Source organism: Streptomyces sp. NPDC043427 (genome assembly GCF_056436655.1).
This window is the reverse complement of the sequence record NZ_JBWKCC010000001.1, coordinates 706531-725109: the sequence shown is the minus strand read 5'-3', so window position 1 is coordinate 725109 and position 18579 is coordinate 706531. Positions and strand designations below refer to the sequence as shown.

Here is an 18579-nt window from a genome sequence, read left to right as displayed (position 1 = left end):
ACTGGCCGATGAGGAAGACAGTGAAATGAGCCCCGAGCTGACCAGGCTCACCGAGATCCTCCCCAGGCCGTCCGGTCCGCCCCGGATCCCGGACTGGGACGCCGCCGAGGCAGCGTTGCGGACCGGTCCGCCTGTGGACTACAGGGAATTCATCAACGCGTACGGTGGCGGCTTCGTCGACGGCTACCTGCTGCTCCTGGAACCGGGCTGTGCCAACGATGTCTACGACCAGCTCAAGATCTCCGCAGAACGCGAGGAAGCAAATGACGCACTGTGGCAGTTCGAGGACCGGCCGGCCGAGATGGAAACCGAGGGCAACCGGATGGTCTGCTGGGCGACCACCGACAACGGGGAGTACTTGTACTGGCTCGTACAGCCTGGCGACGACCCCGACACCCGGCCCGTCCTGATCAACGACGAATCCGGAGAGGACTGGGAACGGTACGACATGACGGTGACCCGTTTCCTCACCGCGATCCTCAGCGGCGAGATCCGCTCACAAATCTTTCGGGACGACTTCCCGCTGTCCCGGCATGAATTCCGTCCTGCGCCGGAGAGGTAGGGCACAGGAGCGCATGCCACGCATCACGCCCGCCCCGTCGGCGCGGAAGCGGTGTTCACCGGCACGGGCCCGCAGTGGGACCAGCAGGAGTACGGAAGGGGGGTCCGCTGCGTCAAAGTTCCGATGCATTCGCTGAACTGGGCGGAAGCCAGCTGCCTCAGGTCCGGTGCGCCCTCAAAGAGGCTCAGGGGCCATACAGGGGCCACAAGGTTCGGAACTGACTGACATAGACCGTCCGGAGCAGGAAACGACCACCAGTGTGACGGGGCGCGGCGACGCCACCTTCCGCGTGACGAGCTGACCCGACCGGGGTGCCGGCGTCTCCAGGAGAGCGCCGACACCCCCCCTTTTTTCTGCATCCCAAGGCGGCGGCGGTCGACGGTGTCGGCTGATGGCGGTCAGGTGGTCGGTACCAGCCGCCACTGCTGGCAGTTGTTGTTCAGCCAGGACCACTGCCGGATGTCCGTGCCGTCGGCCGTCCCGCAGTTCGCGATGTCCATGACCTTGCCGGTCGCGACGTTCACCAGCCGGTTGGTGTCGTTGCCCAGGTCCTCGATCCGCCACTTCTGGTTGGCGCCGCCGTGACAGGTCCACTGGAGGATGTTCGCGCCGTCGGCGGTGCTGGCGCCCGACACGTCCAGGCACTTGCCGCTGTTGCGGTTCACGAGCGTGTACGCGGTCGGGGTGGCCGCCGTCTCCCCGGAGGGACCCGGCAGGGTGGTGCCGAGGGCCACCGGGGTGCCGAAGTTCGGCGTGCCGTCGGCGTTCCAGGTGAACTTCTGGACCCTGGTGGTGCGCTCGTTGCCGCAGCGGTCGGTGGTGGAGTCGTTGGCGTGGTAGACGATCCAGTTCTCGGTGCCGTCGGGCGATGAAGAACCCGTTGTGGCCGGGGCCGTAGACGCCGGCCGGTGCCGCTTGCAGCTTCATCGATTGCGACGCGGTGGTGGTGCTTCTTGCCTGCATGGGCATGGGGAGGCAGAGGAAGGGGATGCCGGCGCTCTCCCATGGAGGCGCCGGCATCCCGGTTTCAGGTCAGTTCGTCACGCGGAAGGTGGCGTCGCTGCGGGCCGTCGTGGTGGTGATCGGGTCGAGGCGGAGTTCGTAGGCGTAGTGGCGGATGTAGCGGTCGGGGAAGTTGTAGGACTGGAAGGACGACCAGGTGGAGTCGGCGAGCCCGGCGACCTGGCGGAAGGTGGCGTCGGCGGCGAACTGGCTGGTGCCGTCGTTGTAGGCGAGCTGGAAGTCGTAGTTGGAGTGCCGCAGGAAGTAGCCGGGGAAGTTCACCGACTCGAAGGAGACGGTGCCCGAGCCCGCGAGGCCGGTCCTGATCCGGAACTGGGAGTCCGGGCTGGTGCTGACGTTCTGGTCGATGCGCACGTCGAAGTTGGTGTGGCGCACGTAGCGGTCCTGGAAGTTGTACGACTGGAGCCGTTGGGCCGGGGTGTTGGGCCAGCGTGCGAGCACGCGGGCCTCCTCGGCGGCGGTCAGGTTCATGATCCAGCCGTGGCGCTTCTTGGTGCCGCCCATGTTGTAGCTCGTCGACGCCTGCTTCTGGTAGGCGGCGGGGTTCGACGGGTCGGTCGTCAGGACTGGCATGTAGCCGCCGCTGGTGGCGTACTGGTCCAGGTAGAGGGCCCACTTGTTGGTGCCGTTGAACTTCATCCACATCGGGCCCTCGACCATGGACCCGGGCAGGCCGATGCCGGAGAGGTCGCCGAGCCTGGTCCAGGTCCCCAGGATCGAGTTGCTGCCCTCGAGTGTGATCTGGCCGTCGCCGGAGGCCCGCACGTAGCGGTAGTTGCCGACGCCGGCCGGCATCTCGATGATCTGGGTGTCGATGATTTCCTGGGTGCCGGGGCGCTCGATGTAGCTCTGCGGCGTGGTGATGGTGCGGAAGTCGCTGGTGCGGGCGTAGAAGATGCGGTGCTTCGTCGCGCCGTTGAGGGGCACGTTCGTCGCCCAGTACAGCACGTAGTTGTTGCTGGCCGGGTCCCAGATCGCCTCCGGCGCCCACGCGTTGCGCCCGTCGGGGATGGCGCCGGCGACGTTCAGCAGCCACGGCTGTGACCAGGTGACCAGGTCCGTCGACTCCCACACCACAAGACTGCGGCTGCCGTCGTTGATGGACTGACTCCACGTCTGCCCGCAGTCGATGCACAGGTCGGTCGCGAGGATCCAGTACTTGCTGCCATCAGGGGATCTCACGAATGCGGGGTCGCGCACACCCTTCGTGCCGACCGGGGAGCGCAGGACCATGCCTCCGCCGTTGAGGTCGTTCCAGTGCAGGCCGTCCGTGCTGTGCGAGAGGTACATCTGCTGATTGGTCGACCCCTCCCCGGTGAAGTGCACCATCAGGTAGCCCGGATCGGCGGCGGCGGCCCGCTGAGGGGTGGTCAGGGTTTGTGCTGTGAAGAGCAGGCCGACAGCGACGAATATCGCCGCCAGCCGGTTGAGAAGCACGGACATGTACATTCCTGTCTTTCTGCGGGTGCCAGGGCGAGGTGAAAGACATCCTTGTTTCGCGCCGGGAGCGGGAGCGGAGGCGAGCCAAAAGGTTCCGGCAGGTACACGCCTGGTTCGAAATGTCGGACACTGTTCGTGAAAATCAGCGAAAAATTAGAGGTGAGTAAGAGTGGTGTCAAGAGGGAGAAGTCGAGAGAAGCAGCGTTGCCTCCGTCTGTCCTCACCGATGGGGTCGTCCGCAGGAGTCGTACGCACAGGAGACGCACCGGCGCGTCGCGCATAACGGAAAACACGGAATGGATGAAGGCGTGGGGCGGCACCTGAGCAGCGACCCACGCAAATCCTCCGGATTCGCTCTGGCACACTGTCGCCCTCGACACATCGGCAAGGCGACGGGACAGGTGGGGCGGGGTGCGCTCGCAGGACACGCAAGAACGGCCGGACGTCGCCGTCGTCATGGCGGCGCGGGCCGGGGACCGGCAGGCCTCGGAACAGCTGATACGGGACTGTCTGCCGTTGGTCTACAACATCGTCGGGCGGGCGCTGGACGGGCATAGCGACGTCGACGACGTGGTCCAGGAGACGATGATGCGGGTCCTGGACGGGTTGCCCGGATTGGACCAACCGGATCGGTTCCGGTCCTGGCTCGTCGCCATCACCGTGCGACAGATCCGTGACCGATGGCGCAGCGGGCGCACCTGGCTCACTGCGGAACCCCTGGAGGAGAACGCCCACGAACCAGACCCGCAGGCCGACTTCTCCGACCTGGCGATTCTTCGGCTCGCGTTGTCGGGTCAGCGGCGTGAAGCGGTGGAGGCGACCCGCTGGCTGGAGGACGAGGAACGCGAGGTACTCGCGCTGTGGTGGATGGAGAGCGCCGGTGAACTGACCCGCGGCGAGCTCTCGGCGGCCTGCGGCCTCACACCGCAGCATGCCGCGGTCCGAATCCAGCGGGTCAAGGAGCGGCTGGAGACGGCGCGCACCGTCGTACGAGCCGTGACGGCCTCGCCGCGCTGCCCGGACCTGGCCGCCGTGCTCGCCTCGTGGGACGGGCGGCCGTCCGGGCTGTGGCGCAAGCGGCTGGCACGCCATGTCCGCGACTGTCCGCAGTGCCTGTTGAGCTCGTCCGACCTGATACCGGCGGAGGGGCTGCTGGCCGGCCTCGCGCTGGTGCCGGTGCCGGCCGGCCTGACCGGCCTGGTACTGGCCAGGGCGCTGGGGGCGGACTCGGCCGGGGCGACCGTCGGCGCAGGCACGCGTACGGCGAGCGGTGCAAGCCGTACGGCGCGGACGATCGGCAGGCTGGCCGTCAAGCCCGCGGCGACGGCAGCCGCAGGTGCCATCACGCTCGCGGCTGCCGGAGTGGCCTGGTACACCGCCACGGGGTCGCACGAGCCGGCCCCGCGGCCCGCCGTCGCGGCCCCGCTGTCGCCCGCCGCCTCGTCCGTGCCGCCGTCCCCGAGAACGTCCGCCTCACGGACACCGACACGGACACCGACATCGACGCCGACAGCAGCCCCGGCGACGACGGCTGAGGCGCGGTTTTCGGGGCGGCATGCCCTACGGTCGGTCGGCAGCCCCGGCGACTACGTGAGCCAGTCCGGCCGACTCGGCGTCCTGGGCCCCGTCGGCGCCACCAGCTCCGCGGCCACCCGGCAGGCGGCCACCTTCACCTTCGTTCCCGGCCTGGCCGACCCCCGCTGCTACTCACTCAGGGACGCCACGGGCAGGTATCTGCGGCACTACGCCTTCCGCATCCGGCTGGACACCGACGACGGATCCGTCATCTTCCGGAAGGACGCCACCTTCTGCCCCCGTTCCGGTTCCACGGCCGGTTCGCTCTCCCTGGAGTCGTACAACTACCCCGGCCGCTACCTCCGCCACAGGGACAACCTCCAGCTGTGGCTCGACCCTTTCGAGAACACGGCCGCGTACCGGGCCAGCCGCTCCTTCGTCCTCGTGGTGCCCTGGACCTGACACTGAACGGCCTTGGTCTGGAACTCGCGTGACGTCGGGTCAGGCCGGCGAGGACGCGCCGGGTGTCCTCTCGGCCATGCCGTAGCCCTGCTGCAGTGCGAAATGGGGCCGAGTGGCCGAGCCGGAAGGGCAAGGGCCGCCAAGATCCTCAAAGGACTCATAATCCGTCGGCCGTGGGTTCGAGTCCCACCCGCCCCATCATGCAGGCTTCTGACCTGCGGAAACGTCTCATCAGGGGCGCGGATTCGGGACGTTGGGTCAACGGACTGAATCCGCTGCGGGACGCTGGCAGGACACGAGGATTCGGAAGTGCCGTCCGGCGATCTTCGAGTACGCCCCTTTTGCCGGGGCCGGCGGGTGAGTACGGCCGTCCACTCGAGTGCGCCCCGCCCCGAGCTGGATGCCGGGGGAACGGCCCAGTCCGTGAGCCGGGTGCAAGTGCACGGAACGAGGGCCGCTCGTCAGTGGGGCGTCGCCGCGATGCCACCGCCGGGCGTGCGGTCGGCGAGTGGCTTGGTGCCCGTCCGCGCAACCGTGGGGGCCCTGCTGTCTGAGGCCGATCATGCGGACGGGTTGCCCTGGGGTGCGGGCGATGGTTTCGAAGTCGTGGTCGTGGGTGTCGCCATCGCGCGGGACGATCCGCGGTGAACCGCCCGGGTTCGGTAGACACTCCATTCGAGCCGGAGCGGTTCTGCGCCGAGTGGCTGTCCTCCCTGGAGGACTCGGAGGCGCGGGCGGTCGAGCGGGACGCGCGGGCCACGCCGCGGCCATAGAGCTGTTGCTGATCGGTCCGGAGTGCGTGCTTCCTGGGCGGATGGTCCGAAATCGACGGGCGGTTTTTCGCCGACCGCGCTGTGGTGCCGTTCGGTGTCGTGGGAGTCCGTGATCCATGTGGCGGTTTCCGGACGGGCCCGCGTCCGCGTGGGGAAGACGGCGCTGAGCTTCCCCTTCTCCTGTGGAGACCGTGACCGGCGGGGGAGTCGGGGGTCATGGTGATGCCGGCTACCGGGCCCAGGACGGTCCGCTCAACACCAGTCGCTTAGGCTGGTTTCCTTGTCGCCGGTAAGGAGGCGCAGGCTGCGGCAGCGTGTGCTCGCCGTCCGTCCGAGGGAGGCGTTCGCGTGGCAGTTGCCGGAGGCCGGTCGACGAAGCGGCTCCAGCGGGGAACTCTTTCCCAGGGGCTCATCGTGGCGACCGCGCTGCGGATCCTCGACGAGGACGGGCCGGACGCCCTGACTTTCCAGCGGCTCGGCAAGGAGCTGTCCTCCTCCGCGACCGCGGTCTACCGGCACTTCGCAAGTCGCGACCACATCATGATCGCCGTCGCGGATGAGCTCGACAGGATCTCCCTGGAGGGGTACGAGCCGCACGAGTCGTGGGCCGAGTCGCTGCGGGACCTGGCGATCCGTGCCTGGAACACCGCGCTGGACCACCCGGCGGCCGCCGCGCTCTGCATGGGCAGAGTCACCCGGGGCGTTCACGAGTTGCGCGCCGTCGACGCCGTCCTGGAAGCGTTCCACCGCGGCGGCTGGCGCGGCCGGGAGGCCGTCCTGCACTACCAGGCGTTCTCGAACTTCATCCTCGCCATGGCGAGCAACAACGCCTGGCGGCTCGTCAACCAGCGATTCGGCGCCGAGGTGAACTGGGTGCAGGAGTACCAGTCGGCGGATCCTGACGCCTTCCCCTACGCCGAGGCGGCGAAGGAGCATCTGCGCAGCCTCGACATGACCGACGTCTTCCACCGGCAGATGGACATCCTCCTCGCGGCCCTCGAGGCGGAGGCGGCGACCCTCCCGCGCGACTGACACGCGTCAGTCTTCGCGGCCACCGCCCAACAGCGTTTCTACGGCCGAAATCGGCGGCAGGGGTGGCGCGTGCAAAGATAGTTAACGCTATTGACTACGTCGTTCACTTGGCGGCATCCTCTCCACACCGAGTGCTCCACGGCTCGCTCCTGAGCGGGGCCCACCGAGCGCCGCGCGCACCGCCTCCACACCGAACTGCTCGCGCTCGTCCCGCCCGATTCCGCGCTACCTGCGCAGAGCGCGACATCCCTCTCCAGGAGCACCCATGCGCCAGACCCGTACCCGCGCGGTCCCTGTGACCGCAGCCGTCGCCATGACGGCCGTACTCGCCGGCTGTACCACCACGGGATCGACGTCCTCAGACCCGAGCGGCGGCGATGCCGCCACGGCGACGAAGATCCGGACGACGATCGACGTGCCGGCCGGCTTCGACCCGGCCAAGGCTCTGTCCCTGCCGGACTACCAGCTCGCCCGGAACAGTTACGACACCCTCGTGCGCAAGGACGACGGCGGGCTCGTCGGCGGGCTCGCCACCAAGTGGAAGAACACGCCGACCTCGGCCACGTTCACCCTGCGCGCCGACGCGACCTGCGCCGACGGGACGCCGATCACGCCGACGGTCGTCAAGGCGTCCCTCGACCGCTACGTCGACCCGAAGACGGCGGCGCCCGATCTCCCCACGGTCTTCGGCCCCGGCAACAAGGTGAAAGTGAGCGCCGACGACGCGGCGCGGACGGTGAAGATCACGCTCGCCAGGCCGTGGGGCGACATGGTCACCGGTCTGTCGGTCGCGAGCACGGGCATCGTCTGCCCGGCGGGGCTCAAGGACCTCAAGGCCCTCGCCGCCGGTAAGGCCAAGGGCTCCCAGTCCGGCCCGTACCTTCTTGAGAAGTCCCAGTCCGGTGTCTCGTACTCCTACACGCTTCGCCCGGAGTACAAGGCATGGCCGGCCTGGCGCACGAAGATTCCCGGCAAGATCGCCGCGACACTGGAGTACCTGGTCTCGCCCGACCCGACGGCGACCGGCAACCTCGTGACGAGCGGCCAGCTCGACATCGGCAAGATCGACGCCTCCGGCATCCCGCGCTTCGACGGCGTGGGCGGCCACAGCGTGAGCATCAGCAGGTTCTCCGACTTCTACCTGCTCTTCAACGAACGACCCGGCACGGTCTTCGCCGACGTCGCCACCCGCCGGGCGGTCGCCGAGGCCGTCGACCGCGCCGCCTTCACCAAGGTCGTCTCGAAGGACACCGGTGAGCCGTCGACGATGTTCGTGCAGAAGGGCGTCCCCTGCAACGACCCCGGCTCCTCCTTCCTCGTACCGAAGGACAAGGCCGCGGCGGCCGCCGTGCTCAAGGGCAAGAAGATCCGCCTCGTCGGCCCCCAGGTCGTCGGGCCCGCCGGCGCCGGAAACCAGTACATCCAGGAGGCGCTGCGGGCCGCGGGCGCGGACGTCACCCTCGCCAACGTCGACGTCGGGGCCTGGGTCGGGACCGTGTTCGGCAAGCCTGACGCCTGGGACCTCACGGTCTTCGCCGACCTCAACTTCCTCGGCAGCCTCGCCAACCCGCTCGCCCACTTCGTGGGCCCGACCGTCCCCGAAGGCGGCGGCAACGTCGGCGCGGTGAAGAACCCCGTGGTGAACAAGGCCTTCGCCCAGGGCGCCGAGGCGACGACCGACGAGGCCCGCTGCGCCGCCTACCAGAAGGCCGCCAAGGCCCTGATCTCGCAGGTGGACGCGGTTCCGCTGGTCAACGACCCGTTCATCTACGCGCTGCGCAAGGGATTCAGCGCACGGATGCTCGGCGGCTCGCTCGACGACCCCATCCTGCGCATCACCGGCTGACGGACAGGCCGCCCGCACGCGGCGGAGACCCACGCGGCCGGACCCGGCCGTCCGGCACGGAGAATCCCCGCGCTCTTCCGGAGCCCCGCACCGAGACCCTTGCACCTTTCCGACAGGAGCCCCTGGTGATCGACCCATTCAGTACCGCTCAGCAGATCGCCGACCTCGTGCGCACGAAAGAGGTCAGCCCGGTGGAGGTGGCCGAGACTTACCTCGACCGCATCGAGCGGATCAATCCCGCCGTCAACGCCGTCGTCTGGCTCGACGCCGACGCCGTGCGCGCGGCGGCCGTCCGGGCCGAGCGGGCGGTGCTGCGCGGCGATCCGCTCGGCCCGCTGCACGGCGTCCCCGTCCCCATCAAGGACCTCAGCTCCCTCGCGGGACAACCCAACACGATGTCCTCACTGGCGATCCGGGACACCCCGCAGACCGTCACGGACCCCGACGTCCAGCTCCTCCTCGACGCCGGCGCGATTCCCCTCGGCCGGACGAACTCGCCGGAGTTCGGCGCGCTGACCGTCTCCGAGAACGCCCGGCACGGCAAGACGCGCAACCCGTGGAACCTGGCGCACACCTCCGGCGGGTCGAGCGGCGGCGCGTCGGCGGCCGTCGCGGCCGGACTCGCCCCGGTGGCGCACGCCGGCGACGGCGGCGGATCGATCCGGGTCCCGGCGTCCGTCACCGGCCTCGTGGGCCTCAAGCCGAGCCGGGGACGCGTGCCCGCGATCGTCCGGGGCTGGGAACACTCGACGACCGAAGGCGCGATCACCCGCACCGTGCGCGACGCGGCCCTCATGCTCGACGTCATGGGCCGTGCAGACCGGCTCTCCTGGTACAGCGCGCCCGAACCGGGTCGCCCGTACATCGAGGAGGTCGGCGCCGATCCCGGGCGGCTGCGGATCGGCCTGCTCCTCGACGCGCCGACCGGGCTGCCGGTCGACGAGGAGTGCCGCAAGGCGGCGCTGACGGCCGCGCAGGCACTGCGCGACCTGGGACACGACGTCGTCGAGGCCCGCCCGAAGATGTTCTCGTACGAGGCGATCATGGGCTTCACCTGGACGATCATCAGTGCCTCCACCTACGCCATCGAGGTCGACGATCCCGACGCGGTGGACCCCTACATCCGGCGCCGTCGGGAGACCGCCCTCGAGGTCACCGCGGGCGACTACGCCCGGACGGCGGCGCTCCTGCAGGCCGAGTCGCGCGACGTGGTCGCCCAGTGGGGCAGGGACTTCGACGTTCTCCTCACCCCGACCACGGCGGTCGTGGCGCCACCGGTCGGCCCCGTGTACGACGAGGCGAACTCCGACCCGGACGGCCCGCGGGCCACCGAGACCCGGATGGTCTCGTTCACCGCGTTCGTCAACATCGCCGGGCTGCCCGCCATCTCGCTGCCCGTCCATACGACCGCGGACGGACTGCCGGTCGGTGCGCAACTCGTCGGCGCGCCCTACGACGAGGCGACGCTGCTGCGCCTGTCGGCCCAGCTCGAACCGCGGTTCCGCTGGTACGAGCGGCACCCGGACGACGCGGCACTCGCGGGGGCGCTGTGAGCGCCGGATCCGCGGTCCCGACCGGACCGCTGCCCGCCGCACCCCTCCGGCGCGCTCCCCGGCTGCGGCTGGGCGGTGGCTGGGCCGGGTTCGCCGTCCGCCGGGCGGGCGGCCTGCTGATGTCCATGCTGCTGCTCGTCGTCGTGACGTTCCTCATCGTGCCCCTGCTGCCCGGGGACCCGGCCCGCGCGATCGCCGGAACCAACTCGTCCCCGGCCACGCTCGCGGCGATACGCGAACGACTGGCTCTCGACGAGCCGATGGCGACGCGGTTCGTCCACTACCTCGGCGACATCGCGTCGGGACGCCTCGGCACCTCGTTCCGGTTCGACACCCCGGTCGCGGACATCATCGCGACCCGGTTGCCGTACACCGTCCAGCTCGTCATCCCGGCCGTCCTGCTCTCCCTGGTCATCGCCGTCCCGCTGGGCATGACCGTCGGTGTCCTCACCCGTGACGGACGCCGCCGCCGGCTCGGCGTCGGCTTCGGCACGGTCGCCGGACTCCTCGCGTCGGCGCCGGTCTACGTCGTCGCGACCCTCCTCATCGTCCTGTTCTCGATCAGCCTCGGGCTGCTGCCGTCCGGCGGCGCCACGACACCGAGCGCGCTCGTCCTGCCGATCGCCGCGCTCTGCATCGGCCCGGCCTTCGCCATCGCCCGGGTCGTCCGGCAGGAGACGGCCTCGGTGCTCGCCCAGGACTACATGAGGACCGCCCGCGGCCACCGTCTGGGATCCGTGCGTCTCCACCTCCGCCACGCGCTGCCCAACCTCGTCACGAGTGTCCTCACCCTGAGCGGTCTCGTCCTCACGTCCCTGCTCGGCGGGACGATCATCCTGGAGAACGTCTTCACCTACCCAGGGCTGGGCACCGAGGTCGTCCAGGCGATCATCTACAAGGACTATCCGGTGATCCAGGGCATCATCCTCGTCGTCGGCATGCTCGCCCTGCTCGTCAACCTCCTCGTCGACGTCGTCCTCGGGATCGTCGACCCCCGCACTCTCGAGGGAGGTCGTCGTGGCCACTGACGCGACCGTGAGCCGATGGCGCCGCAACCCCTCGCTGCTGTCCGGCGCCGTGATCCTCGCACTGCTCCTCGTCGTGGCCCTCATGGCACCGCCGCTGCTGAGCGGTTCCGCCGAGACCCTCACCGACGCCGCCCGGCTGGGGCCTGGCGCCGAGCATCTCCTCGGCACCGACGCCTTCGGCCGTGACGTCCTCGCCCGGGCGCTCGTCGCGACCCGGCTCACCCTGCTCATGGCCGCCGCCGCCACCGCCGCCTCGTTCGTCGTCGGCGTCGCGATCGGCGCGCTGGTCCACCTGGCCCCCGGCTGGCTGCGCGAGACCTGTCTGCGGCTCATCGACTCGGCGGTGGCCTTCCCCTCGCTCGTGCTCGCCCTCGTCATCGCGGCGGTGCTCGGACCGGGCATGGGGTCCGCGATCGTCGCGATCGCCGTCGCCGGCGTCCCCGGGTTCGCACGGTTGACGGCGAATCTCGCCGCGACCGTCGCGGACAAGGACTACGTGCTCACCGCGCGCCTGCTCGGCGTTCCCGGCCTGCGCATCCTGGGCCGGCATGTCCTGCCGAACATCAGCGGGCCTCTGCTGGTGCTCCTCAGTTCGAGCTTCACCCTGTCCCTGCTCGACATCAGCAGTCTGTCGTTCGTCGGCCTCGGTGTGCAGAACCCGCAGTACGACTGGGGCCGGCTGCTCAACGAGGCGCTGCCGTCGATCTTCGCCCAGCCGTCGGTCGTCCTCGCTCCGTCGATCATGCTCATCGTCACCGGTGTGGGCGCCATGCTCCTCGGAGACGGCGTGGCCTCACTCGTCGACCCGCGAACCCGCGGCACAGCGCCCGCATCGACCGGGACGGCGGACGCGGCGGGACCGGCCGCCCGGGCACAGGCGCTTCAGGCGCTTCAGGCGTCGGGCGGTGCGGGGACAGCGGCCGGCACGGAGCCGGACGGCCTGCTGACCGTCGCCGGGCTGACCGTGCGGGCCGGCGACCGGACACTCGTCGACGACGTGTCGTTCACCATCGGGGCCGGCCAGATCGTCGGCCTCGTCGGGGAGTCGGGCTCGGGCAAGTCCACCATCGCCATGGCGGTCGCGGGCCTGCTCCCCGAGGGCGTGCGGGCGAACGCGTCGCGCCTTGCCCTCGGCGACCTCGACCTGCTCGGAACACCGCCGGAGCGACGCCTCGCGACCGAGATCGGCATCGTCTACCAGGACCCGATCGGCACGTTCAACCCCGCGCTGAGGCTCGGCACCCAGCTCACCGAGGTGGCCAGGGCGCATCTGGGGACGCCCCGGCGTCAGGCCGCGCAGGACATGGTCCGCGCCCTGGCCGACATCCACGTCACCGAGCCGGACCGGCGGCTGCGCCAGCACCCGCACGAGCTGAGCGGCGGCATGCTCCAGCGCGCCTCGATCGCCTCCGCGATGACGACGACCCCGCGGCTGCTCATCGCCGACGAACCGACGACGGCCCTCGATGTCACCGTCCAGGCGGAGGTGCTGCGGCAGTTCCGGCGCATCAACCGCGAGCACGGCACGGCGATGCTGTTCATATCGCACGACATCGGCGTGGTCGGCGTGCTCTGTGACACCGTCCTGGTGCTCCACGGCGGCCGGGTCGTCGACCGGACGACGGGCGGCGACCTGCGCCGGGGGACGGTCACCCACCCGTACACCCGCGCGTTGCTCGCGGCGACGCCTGCCGCGGTCGAGGCCGGTGGAACCCTCAGCGCGGTCCGGTGGACGGCCGACGTGCATGCGGCGCAGCCGAGCGGGGCGCCGTCGGACGACTTTTCCGACAAAGCCGCGGACCGCCCCCCGGCCGCGGAAGGGAGCCGCTGATGTCCGCCACCGCCACCGCACCGGACCCGCAAGCGGCCGCCCCGCTGCTGCGCGTCGAGGATCTCACCGTCGAGCTCGGCCACGGCGTCGCGGCCCGCAGGGTGCTCAAGGGAGTCTCGTTCGACATCCCCCGGGGCAGCACCCTCGCACTCGTCGGAGAGTCCGGGTCGGGCAAGACGACGCTCGCGCGGACACTCGTCGGTGTCCACAGGCCGTCGAGCGGCCGGATCCTCGTGGATGACGCCCCGCTGCGCGCCTCGCGCGGACGGGCGGGAGCCGCGACGGTCCAGATGATTCCGCAGGACCCGTACTCCTCGTTCGACCCGCGGCGCACCGTCGCGCAGTCGCTCGCCGAGGCACTCGATCCGATCCGGGCCAGGGTCAAACCGGTCCGGGCCCGGATCGCCGAGCTGCTCGTCCAGGTGAGCCTCGACCCGGACGCCATGGACCGCTACCCGCACGAGTTCTCCGGCGGTCAACGGCAGCGGCTGGCGATCGCACGGGCCCTCGCACCGCGTCCCCGGTTCGTCATCGCCGACGAGATCACCTCGGCCCTCGACCTGACGACCCAGGCCGAGATCCTCAACCTGCTCGCCGATCTGCGCCGCCGGCTCTCGCTGACGATGCTGTTCATCTCGCACGACCTGGCCGTCGTCCGGCACGTGAGCGACACGGTCGCGGTCCTGCTGCACGGCGACCTCGTCGAGCTCGGCCCGACCGGAGCCACCTTCGCCGCGCCGAACCACCCGTACACCGCTCAACTCCTCGCGTCCGTCCCGGGCGACCCGAGGTTCCGCCTCGACGACGAGCCGGCCACGACGTGAACCGACCGGACGCGGTGCGGCTTCCAGCCCGCCGACCGGCCCATGCCGGTCGGCGGGTCGTGCGGCGCTGTGGCCCTGGGCTCCAACGTGAGCGAAGCGAGGAGGTGCTCGCGGCATGAGACTGACTCCCACGGAGCGTGACCGACTGCTGCTCTTCGGAGCCGCCGAGCTGGCCCGCGCCCGCCGCGCTCGCGGTCTGCGGCTCAACGTGCCGGAGGCGACCGCTCTGATCGCGGACACCGTCTGCGAGGCCGCCCGCGACGGTGCCCGGCTCGCGGAGGCCGTCGAGCGCGCCAGATCCGTGCTCGGCCCGGACGACGTGCTGCCGGGTGTCGCGGACGTCGTCACCGAGGTGCACGTCGAGGCGGTCTTCGACGACGGTTCGCGGCTCGCGGTCGTGAGCGCCCCGATCGGCGGGTGTCTCGGTGAGCGGGCTCCGGGCGCGCTGCTGCCGGGACCCGAGCACGCCGAGCCCGAGCCGGCCGTCCGGCTGACGGTCACCAACACCGCCACCGTGCCGGTCTCCGTCACGTCCACTTCCACTTCTTCGAGGCCAACCCGCGGCTCGCCTTCGCACGGGAGAGGGCCTACGGGATGCGGCTCGCCGTACCCGCCGGATCGTCCGTGCGGTTCGGGCCGGGGGAGAGCCTCGAGGTCGGGCTGGTGCCCATCGGGGGCGACCGGATCGCGGAGGTGGTGTGCCCTCAGCCTCGGGATCTTCTGGACTTCATCAACGACGTCGTGCGGCCCGTCGAGGGCGTCGCATCCGTGGAGAACTTCCCCTACTTCGCGATTCACACTCACCGCTTCTTGTGGCACGTCGACTGAGGGATCCGAGCGTCCGAGCCCTGTTTACCCGCACCAGCGGAGGAACCTGCATGCTGCCCGACGAGTACCGCACGATCGACTTCTTCACCAAGGACGCCCTTCCCGCACCCCGCATGGCGCCGGCCGAGGCTGAGCTCATCGCTGCCGAACACCTCGGCATCACTGCTCGCGCGCAGGCGCTGGGCAGCCAGCAGGACGCCAACTTCCTGCTGCACGCCGACGACGGGACGCCCGCGGCGATTCTGAAGATCGCCAACCCCGCCTTCGGCACGGTGGAGATCGAAGCCCAGGACGCGGCAGCCGACCTGATCGCCTCGACCCGCCCGGAACTGCGCATCGCCACGGTCGTGCGCCGCCCTGACGGCTCCCCGCGGCGCACGACGGTGGACACCGAGAACGGTCCGGCCGTCGCGCGCCTGCTGCGCTACCTGCCCGGCGGCACGCTCTCGGGACCACGGCACCTGTCCCCCGGCACCGTGGCGGGCATGGGCACGATCGTCGGAAAGGTCAGCACCGCCCTGCGCGACTTCCGGCACCCGGGCCTCGACCGCGTGCTCCAGTGGGACCCGCAGCACGCCGATCGCGTCGTCGCCAAGCTCGCCGGGCACATCGACGAACCCGACCGGCGCACCGCCGTCCAGACTGCGACCGCCGAGGCCTGGGCACATGTCCGGAAGCTCGCCGCCACGCTGCCGTCGCAGGCCGTGCACCTGGACCTCACCGACGACAATCTGATCCGCTGTCCCGACAGCCGCCCGCCCATGCCGGACGGGGTCATCGACTTCGGTGACGTGACCACAAGCTGGGCGGTCGGCGAACTCGCCGTGTCACTGTCCTCGATGCTCCACCACGACGGTATCGAGCCTCACCACGTGCTGCCGGCCGTCCGCGCCTTCCACGCCGTTCGGCCGCTCTCCCCCGAGGAAGCCGATGCGGTGTGGCCGATCGTGGTCCTGCGCGCCGCCGTCCTGGTGGCCAGCGGGCGGCACCAGGCCGCCGTCGACGAGGACAACGTCTACGCCAAGGCCGCACTCGACCGCGAATGGCGCATATTCGAGCAGGCCACCTGGCTGCCCCTGCCGGTGATGATCCGCCTCATCAGGGACGCGACCGGCATGGCCGACGTGCCTGCCCGGACGACGCAGGCCGATGCGCCGGTGCGCCCTCTCCTGCGGGACCTCGTCGCCGACGACATCACCCTCCTCGACCTGTCCGCCGACGCCGATTCCATGGACCACGGAGCCTGGATGGACGCCGGCACCGAGGCCCGGCTGGTGACCTCCGCGCTCGCGGACGGCGCGGCCGCCGTCGCCACCCGGTACGCCCATGCGCGACTCACTCGGACCTCGGCGCTGTCGACGGTGTCCACCGCCACGGTGTCCACCGGAATCGACCTCTGGCTCGGCCGGGATGCCGTGGTGCAGGTGCCCGCCGCGGGGAAGGTCCTCGCTGCGGCGCCGGGCCACGTGGAACTCACCTACGGCGCGCAGGCGCTGTCGCTGTCCTTCCCCCGCGCGGTCCAGCCCGTGGTCACCACCGGTGCGACGGTGCAGGCGGGCGAGGACATCATCCACCTCAGCTCCGGTGCCTCGGTCCATGTTGCGCTGCGCGACGCCGACGGCCCCGTCGCCCCGCGCCTGGTCCGTCCCGAGTACGCCGCCGGCTGGCTCGCGCTCACCGCCGACCCCGCCCCGCTCCTCGGCCTCCCGGCCGACTCCGACCGTACGCGCGAGAGGGACCTGCTCGACCGGCGTGACGCCGCGTTCGCCACCGTGCAGGAGCACTACTACGCCAACCCTCCGCGTATCGAACGTGGTTGGCGCCACCATCTGCTGTCCACCGACGGCCGGTCGTACCTCGACATCGTCAACAACGTCACTCCATTGGGCCACGCCCACCCCCGTGTCGAGCAGGCGGTCTCCCGGCAGTTGCGGCGGCTCAACACCAACTCGCGCTTCCACTACGCCTCCGTGGTGGAGTTCAGCGAGCGCCTCGCCGCCCTCCTCCCCGACCCTCTGGACACGGTGTTCCTCGTCAACTCCGGTTCGGAAGCGGTGGATCTGGGCCTTCGCCTGGCCATCGCGGCCTCCGGCCGGCACGACGTCGTCGCGCTGCGCGAGGCGTACCACGGCTGGACGTACGCCTCCGACGCGGTCTCCACCTCGCTCCAGGACAACCCGAACGCCCTGGCCACCCGCCCCAGCTGGGTGCACACCGTGGACTCGCCCAACTCCTACCGCGGCCGCCACCGCGGGTCGGATGCCGTGCGCTACGCACCCGAGGCCGTCGCGGTGATCGACGAACTCGCCGCTGCCGGCCGCCCGGCGGGAGCATTCATCGGCGAGACCTTCTACGGCAACGCCGGAGGAGTCGCCCTTCCCGACGGCTATCTCGCCCAGGTGTACGCGGCGGTACGGCGTCACGGCGGCCTGGCCGTCGCGGACGAGGTCCAGGTCGGATACGGCCGTCTGGGACACTGGTTCTGGGGCTTCGAGCAGCAGCAGGTCGTCCCTGACATCGTCTGTGTCGCCAAGGCCATGGGCAACGGACATCCCCTCGGCGCCGTCATCGCGTCGAAGGCGGTCGCGGACCGGTACCGCGACCAGGGCTACTTCTTCTCCTCCACCGGCGGCAGCCCTGTCTCCAGCATCGTGGGCCTCACCGTCCTGGACACCCTGCGCGACGAAGACCTCCAAGGGAACGCGGCGCGCGTCGGCGGCCATCTGAAAAGCCGGCTCGAGGCACTGGCCGACCGCTACGGCATCATCGGCGCCGTCCACGGCTCGGGCCTCTACCTCGGCCTCGAACTCGTCCGGGACCGCGCCGGCCTGGAACCCGCCACAGAAGAGACCGCCGAACTCTGCGACCGCATGCTCGACCTCGGCGTGATCCTCCAGCCAACCGGGGACCACCTCAACATCCTCAAGATCAAGCCACCGCTGTGCATCGACACCACCGCAGCCGACTTCTTCGCCGACATGCTCGACCTGGCCCTCACCCAACTCGGCCACTCCCGCTGACGCCGCACATCCGCAGGCCCGGGGCCCGGCGGCGTGTACGGCATCCATCCGAGCCGCTGGACGCCCAGGCCCCGGCTCCCGCCGATGACCGGAACCGCATACAGGCGTGAGCGGCAACGCCCCGGCGCAAACCCCTTTGAGTCAACACTTTTGACCTCAGCTTGGCGTTCAACGTCGCAGGTCACTCGACCTGTGACTTGCTCGCCCGCGTTGTCGCCCGGGACACCGAAGACCTGCACCGCATCATGAACCTGTTGCTGGAAGCACCTGGGGTTGCCCTGTCCAACACCACCATCGTCCTGCTCGAGGTACAGCCCTTCAGCGTCCGGCCCCTGCTGGAGCGGCACGCCGGCCCCTGACACGGAGCGGGTGACTCGAGCTGCGGAACGATCGGCTTTCCCATCCGGTGGCCCCCGGCTCCGGGCAGCGGCAGACATCGGCAGATCGCTCACGGTAGCTGGTTCGCCTCTCCTGACGTTCCGGCCAAGCACGATGGTCATGGAGCAGGTCCACGCTTCTTGTAGGTCCGCCGCGGCTTGGTCAATGCAACACCCCTCAGGGTCTGGTGTTGCGACCACCTCTGGAACCCAAGCTGACAAGGGGGCCGGCTCACGCTGTCGAAGCCAGTCCCTCCAGGACGCGTTTGGGACGCGTTCGGGACACAAGGACAGGAACAGACCGACAAGGACTGAGCAGCTCCGGCCTGGCTCACCCGGTCTGGCCTGGAAAAACGCCAAAGACGAGCGTTGATCGGCAAGGACCGCCAAGATCCTCCATGGACTCAAAATCCGTCGGCCGTGGGTTCGAGTCCCACCCGCCCCACCTGTGCAGGTCTGTGACCT

The 18579-nt window shown here is 70.2% G+C and carries 11 protein-coding genes, 1 tRNA gene and 3 pseudogenes; 13 read left to right on the top strand and 2 right to left on the bottom strand.

Annotated features, from left to right (window positions below; translation table 11 throughout):
* Positions 1-25: 25 nt before the first annotated feature.
* A complete protein-coding gene (locus AC067M_RS03365) occupies positions 26-562 on the top strand; it encodes an SMI1/KNR4 family protein (RefSeq protein WP_478695247.1) in 537 nt (178 codons plus the stop codon).
* A 404-nt stretch (positions 563-966) separates the two neighbouring features.
* On the opposite strand, the pseudogene AC067M_RS03360 reads toward AC067M_RS03365, so the two are convergent.
* Positions 967-1528 (bottom strand): annotated as a pseudogene (locus AC067M_RS03360) (RICIN domain-containing protein); the annotation flags it as partial.
* Between the two features lie 66 nt (positions 1529-1594).
* Complete coding sequence (locus AC067M_RS03355) at positions 1595-3028, bottom strand: glycoside hydrolase family 43 protein (RefSeq protein WP_478695246.1); 1434 nt, start codon at positions 3026-3028, stop codon at positions 1595-1597.
* A 408-nt stretch (positions 3029-3436) separates the two neighbouring features.
* On the opposite strand from AC067M_RS03355, the gene AC067M_RS03350 reads away from it, so the two are divergent.
* From AC067M_RS03350 to AC067M_RS03295, 12 genes and pseudogenes are all read left to right on the top strand, one after another.
* Positions 3437-5002 (top strand): sigma-70 family RNA polymerase sigma factor, encoded by a 1566-nt coding sequence (locus AC067M_RS03350; RefSeq protein ID WP_478695245.1) that lies wholly within the window; start codon positions 3437-3439, stop codon positions 5000-5002.
* A gap of 1121 nt (positions 5003-6123) precedes the next feature.
* Positions 6124-6807 carry a TetR/AcrR family transcriptional regulator gene (locus AC067M_RS03345; protein WP_478695244.1) on the top strand — a complete coding sequence of 228 codons (684 nt, stop codon included), beginning with the start codon at positions 6124-6126 and terminating at the stop codon, positions 6805-6807.
* Positions 6808-7072: 265 nt separating this feature from the next.
* Positions 7073-8653: an ABC transporter substrate-binding protein gene (locus AC067M_RS03340; RefSeq protein WP_478695243.1), complete on the top strand. Its 1581-nt coding sequence runs from the start codon at positions 7073-7075 to the stop codon at positions 8651-8653.
* Between the two features lie 125 nt (positions 8654-8778).
* The gene (locus AC067M_RS03335; RefSeq protein ID WP_478695242.1) at positions 8779-10206 is read left to right on the top strand and encodes an amidase; all 1428 of its coding nucleotides are present in this window, start codon (positions 8779-8781) and stop codon (positions 10204-10206) included.
* Positions 10203-11234: an ABC transporter permease gene (locus AC067M_RS03330; protein ID WP_478695241.1), complete on the top strand. Its 1032-nt coding sequence runs from the start codon at positions 10203-10205 to the stop codon at positions 11232-11234. The genes AC067M_RS03335 and AC067M_RS03330 overlap by 4 nt, the downstream gene beginning before the upstream one ends.
* Entirely contained in the window at positions 11224-13065 is a 1842-nt protein-coding gene (locus AC067M_RS03325; protein WP_478695240.1) for an ATP-binding cassette domain-containing protein, read from the top strand. Before AC067M_RS03330 ends, AC067M_RS03325 begins: the two co-directional genes overlap by 11 nt.
* A complete protein-coding gene (locus AC067M_RS03320) occupies positions 13065-13889 on the top strand; it encodes an ABC transporter ATP-binding protein (RefSeq protein ID WP_478695239.1) in 825 nt (274 codons plus the stop codon). The genes AC067M_RS03325 and AC067M_RS03320 overlap by 1 nt, the downstream gene beginning before the upstream one ends.
* 115 nt (positions 13890-14004) lie before the next feature.
* Positions 14005-14579 (top strand): annotated as a pseudogene (gene ureA / locus AC067M_RS03315) (urease subunit gamma); the annotation flags it as partial.
* Positions 14562-14717, top strand: a pseudogene (locus AC067M_RS03310) (AsnC family transcriptional regulator); the annotation flags it as partial. The pseudogenes ureA and AC067M_RS03310, both read left to right, overlap by 18 nt.
* A 50-nt stretch (positions 14718-14767) precedes the next feature.
* Entirely contained in the window at positions 14768-17737 is a 2970-nt protein-coding gene (locus AC067M_RS03305; protein WP_478695238.1) for an aminotransferase, read from the top strand.
* 197 nt (positions 17738-17934) lie between these two features.
* Entirely contained in the window at positions 17935-18096 is a 162-nt protein-coding gene (locus AC067M_RS03300; protein WP_478695237.1) for a hypothetical protein, read from the top strand.
* Positions 18097-18482: 386 nt separating this feature from the next.
* Positions 18483-18559, top strand: a tRNA-Leu gene (locus AC067M_RS03295).
* Positions 18560-18579 lie beyond the last annotated feature (20 nt).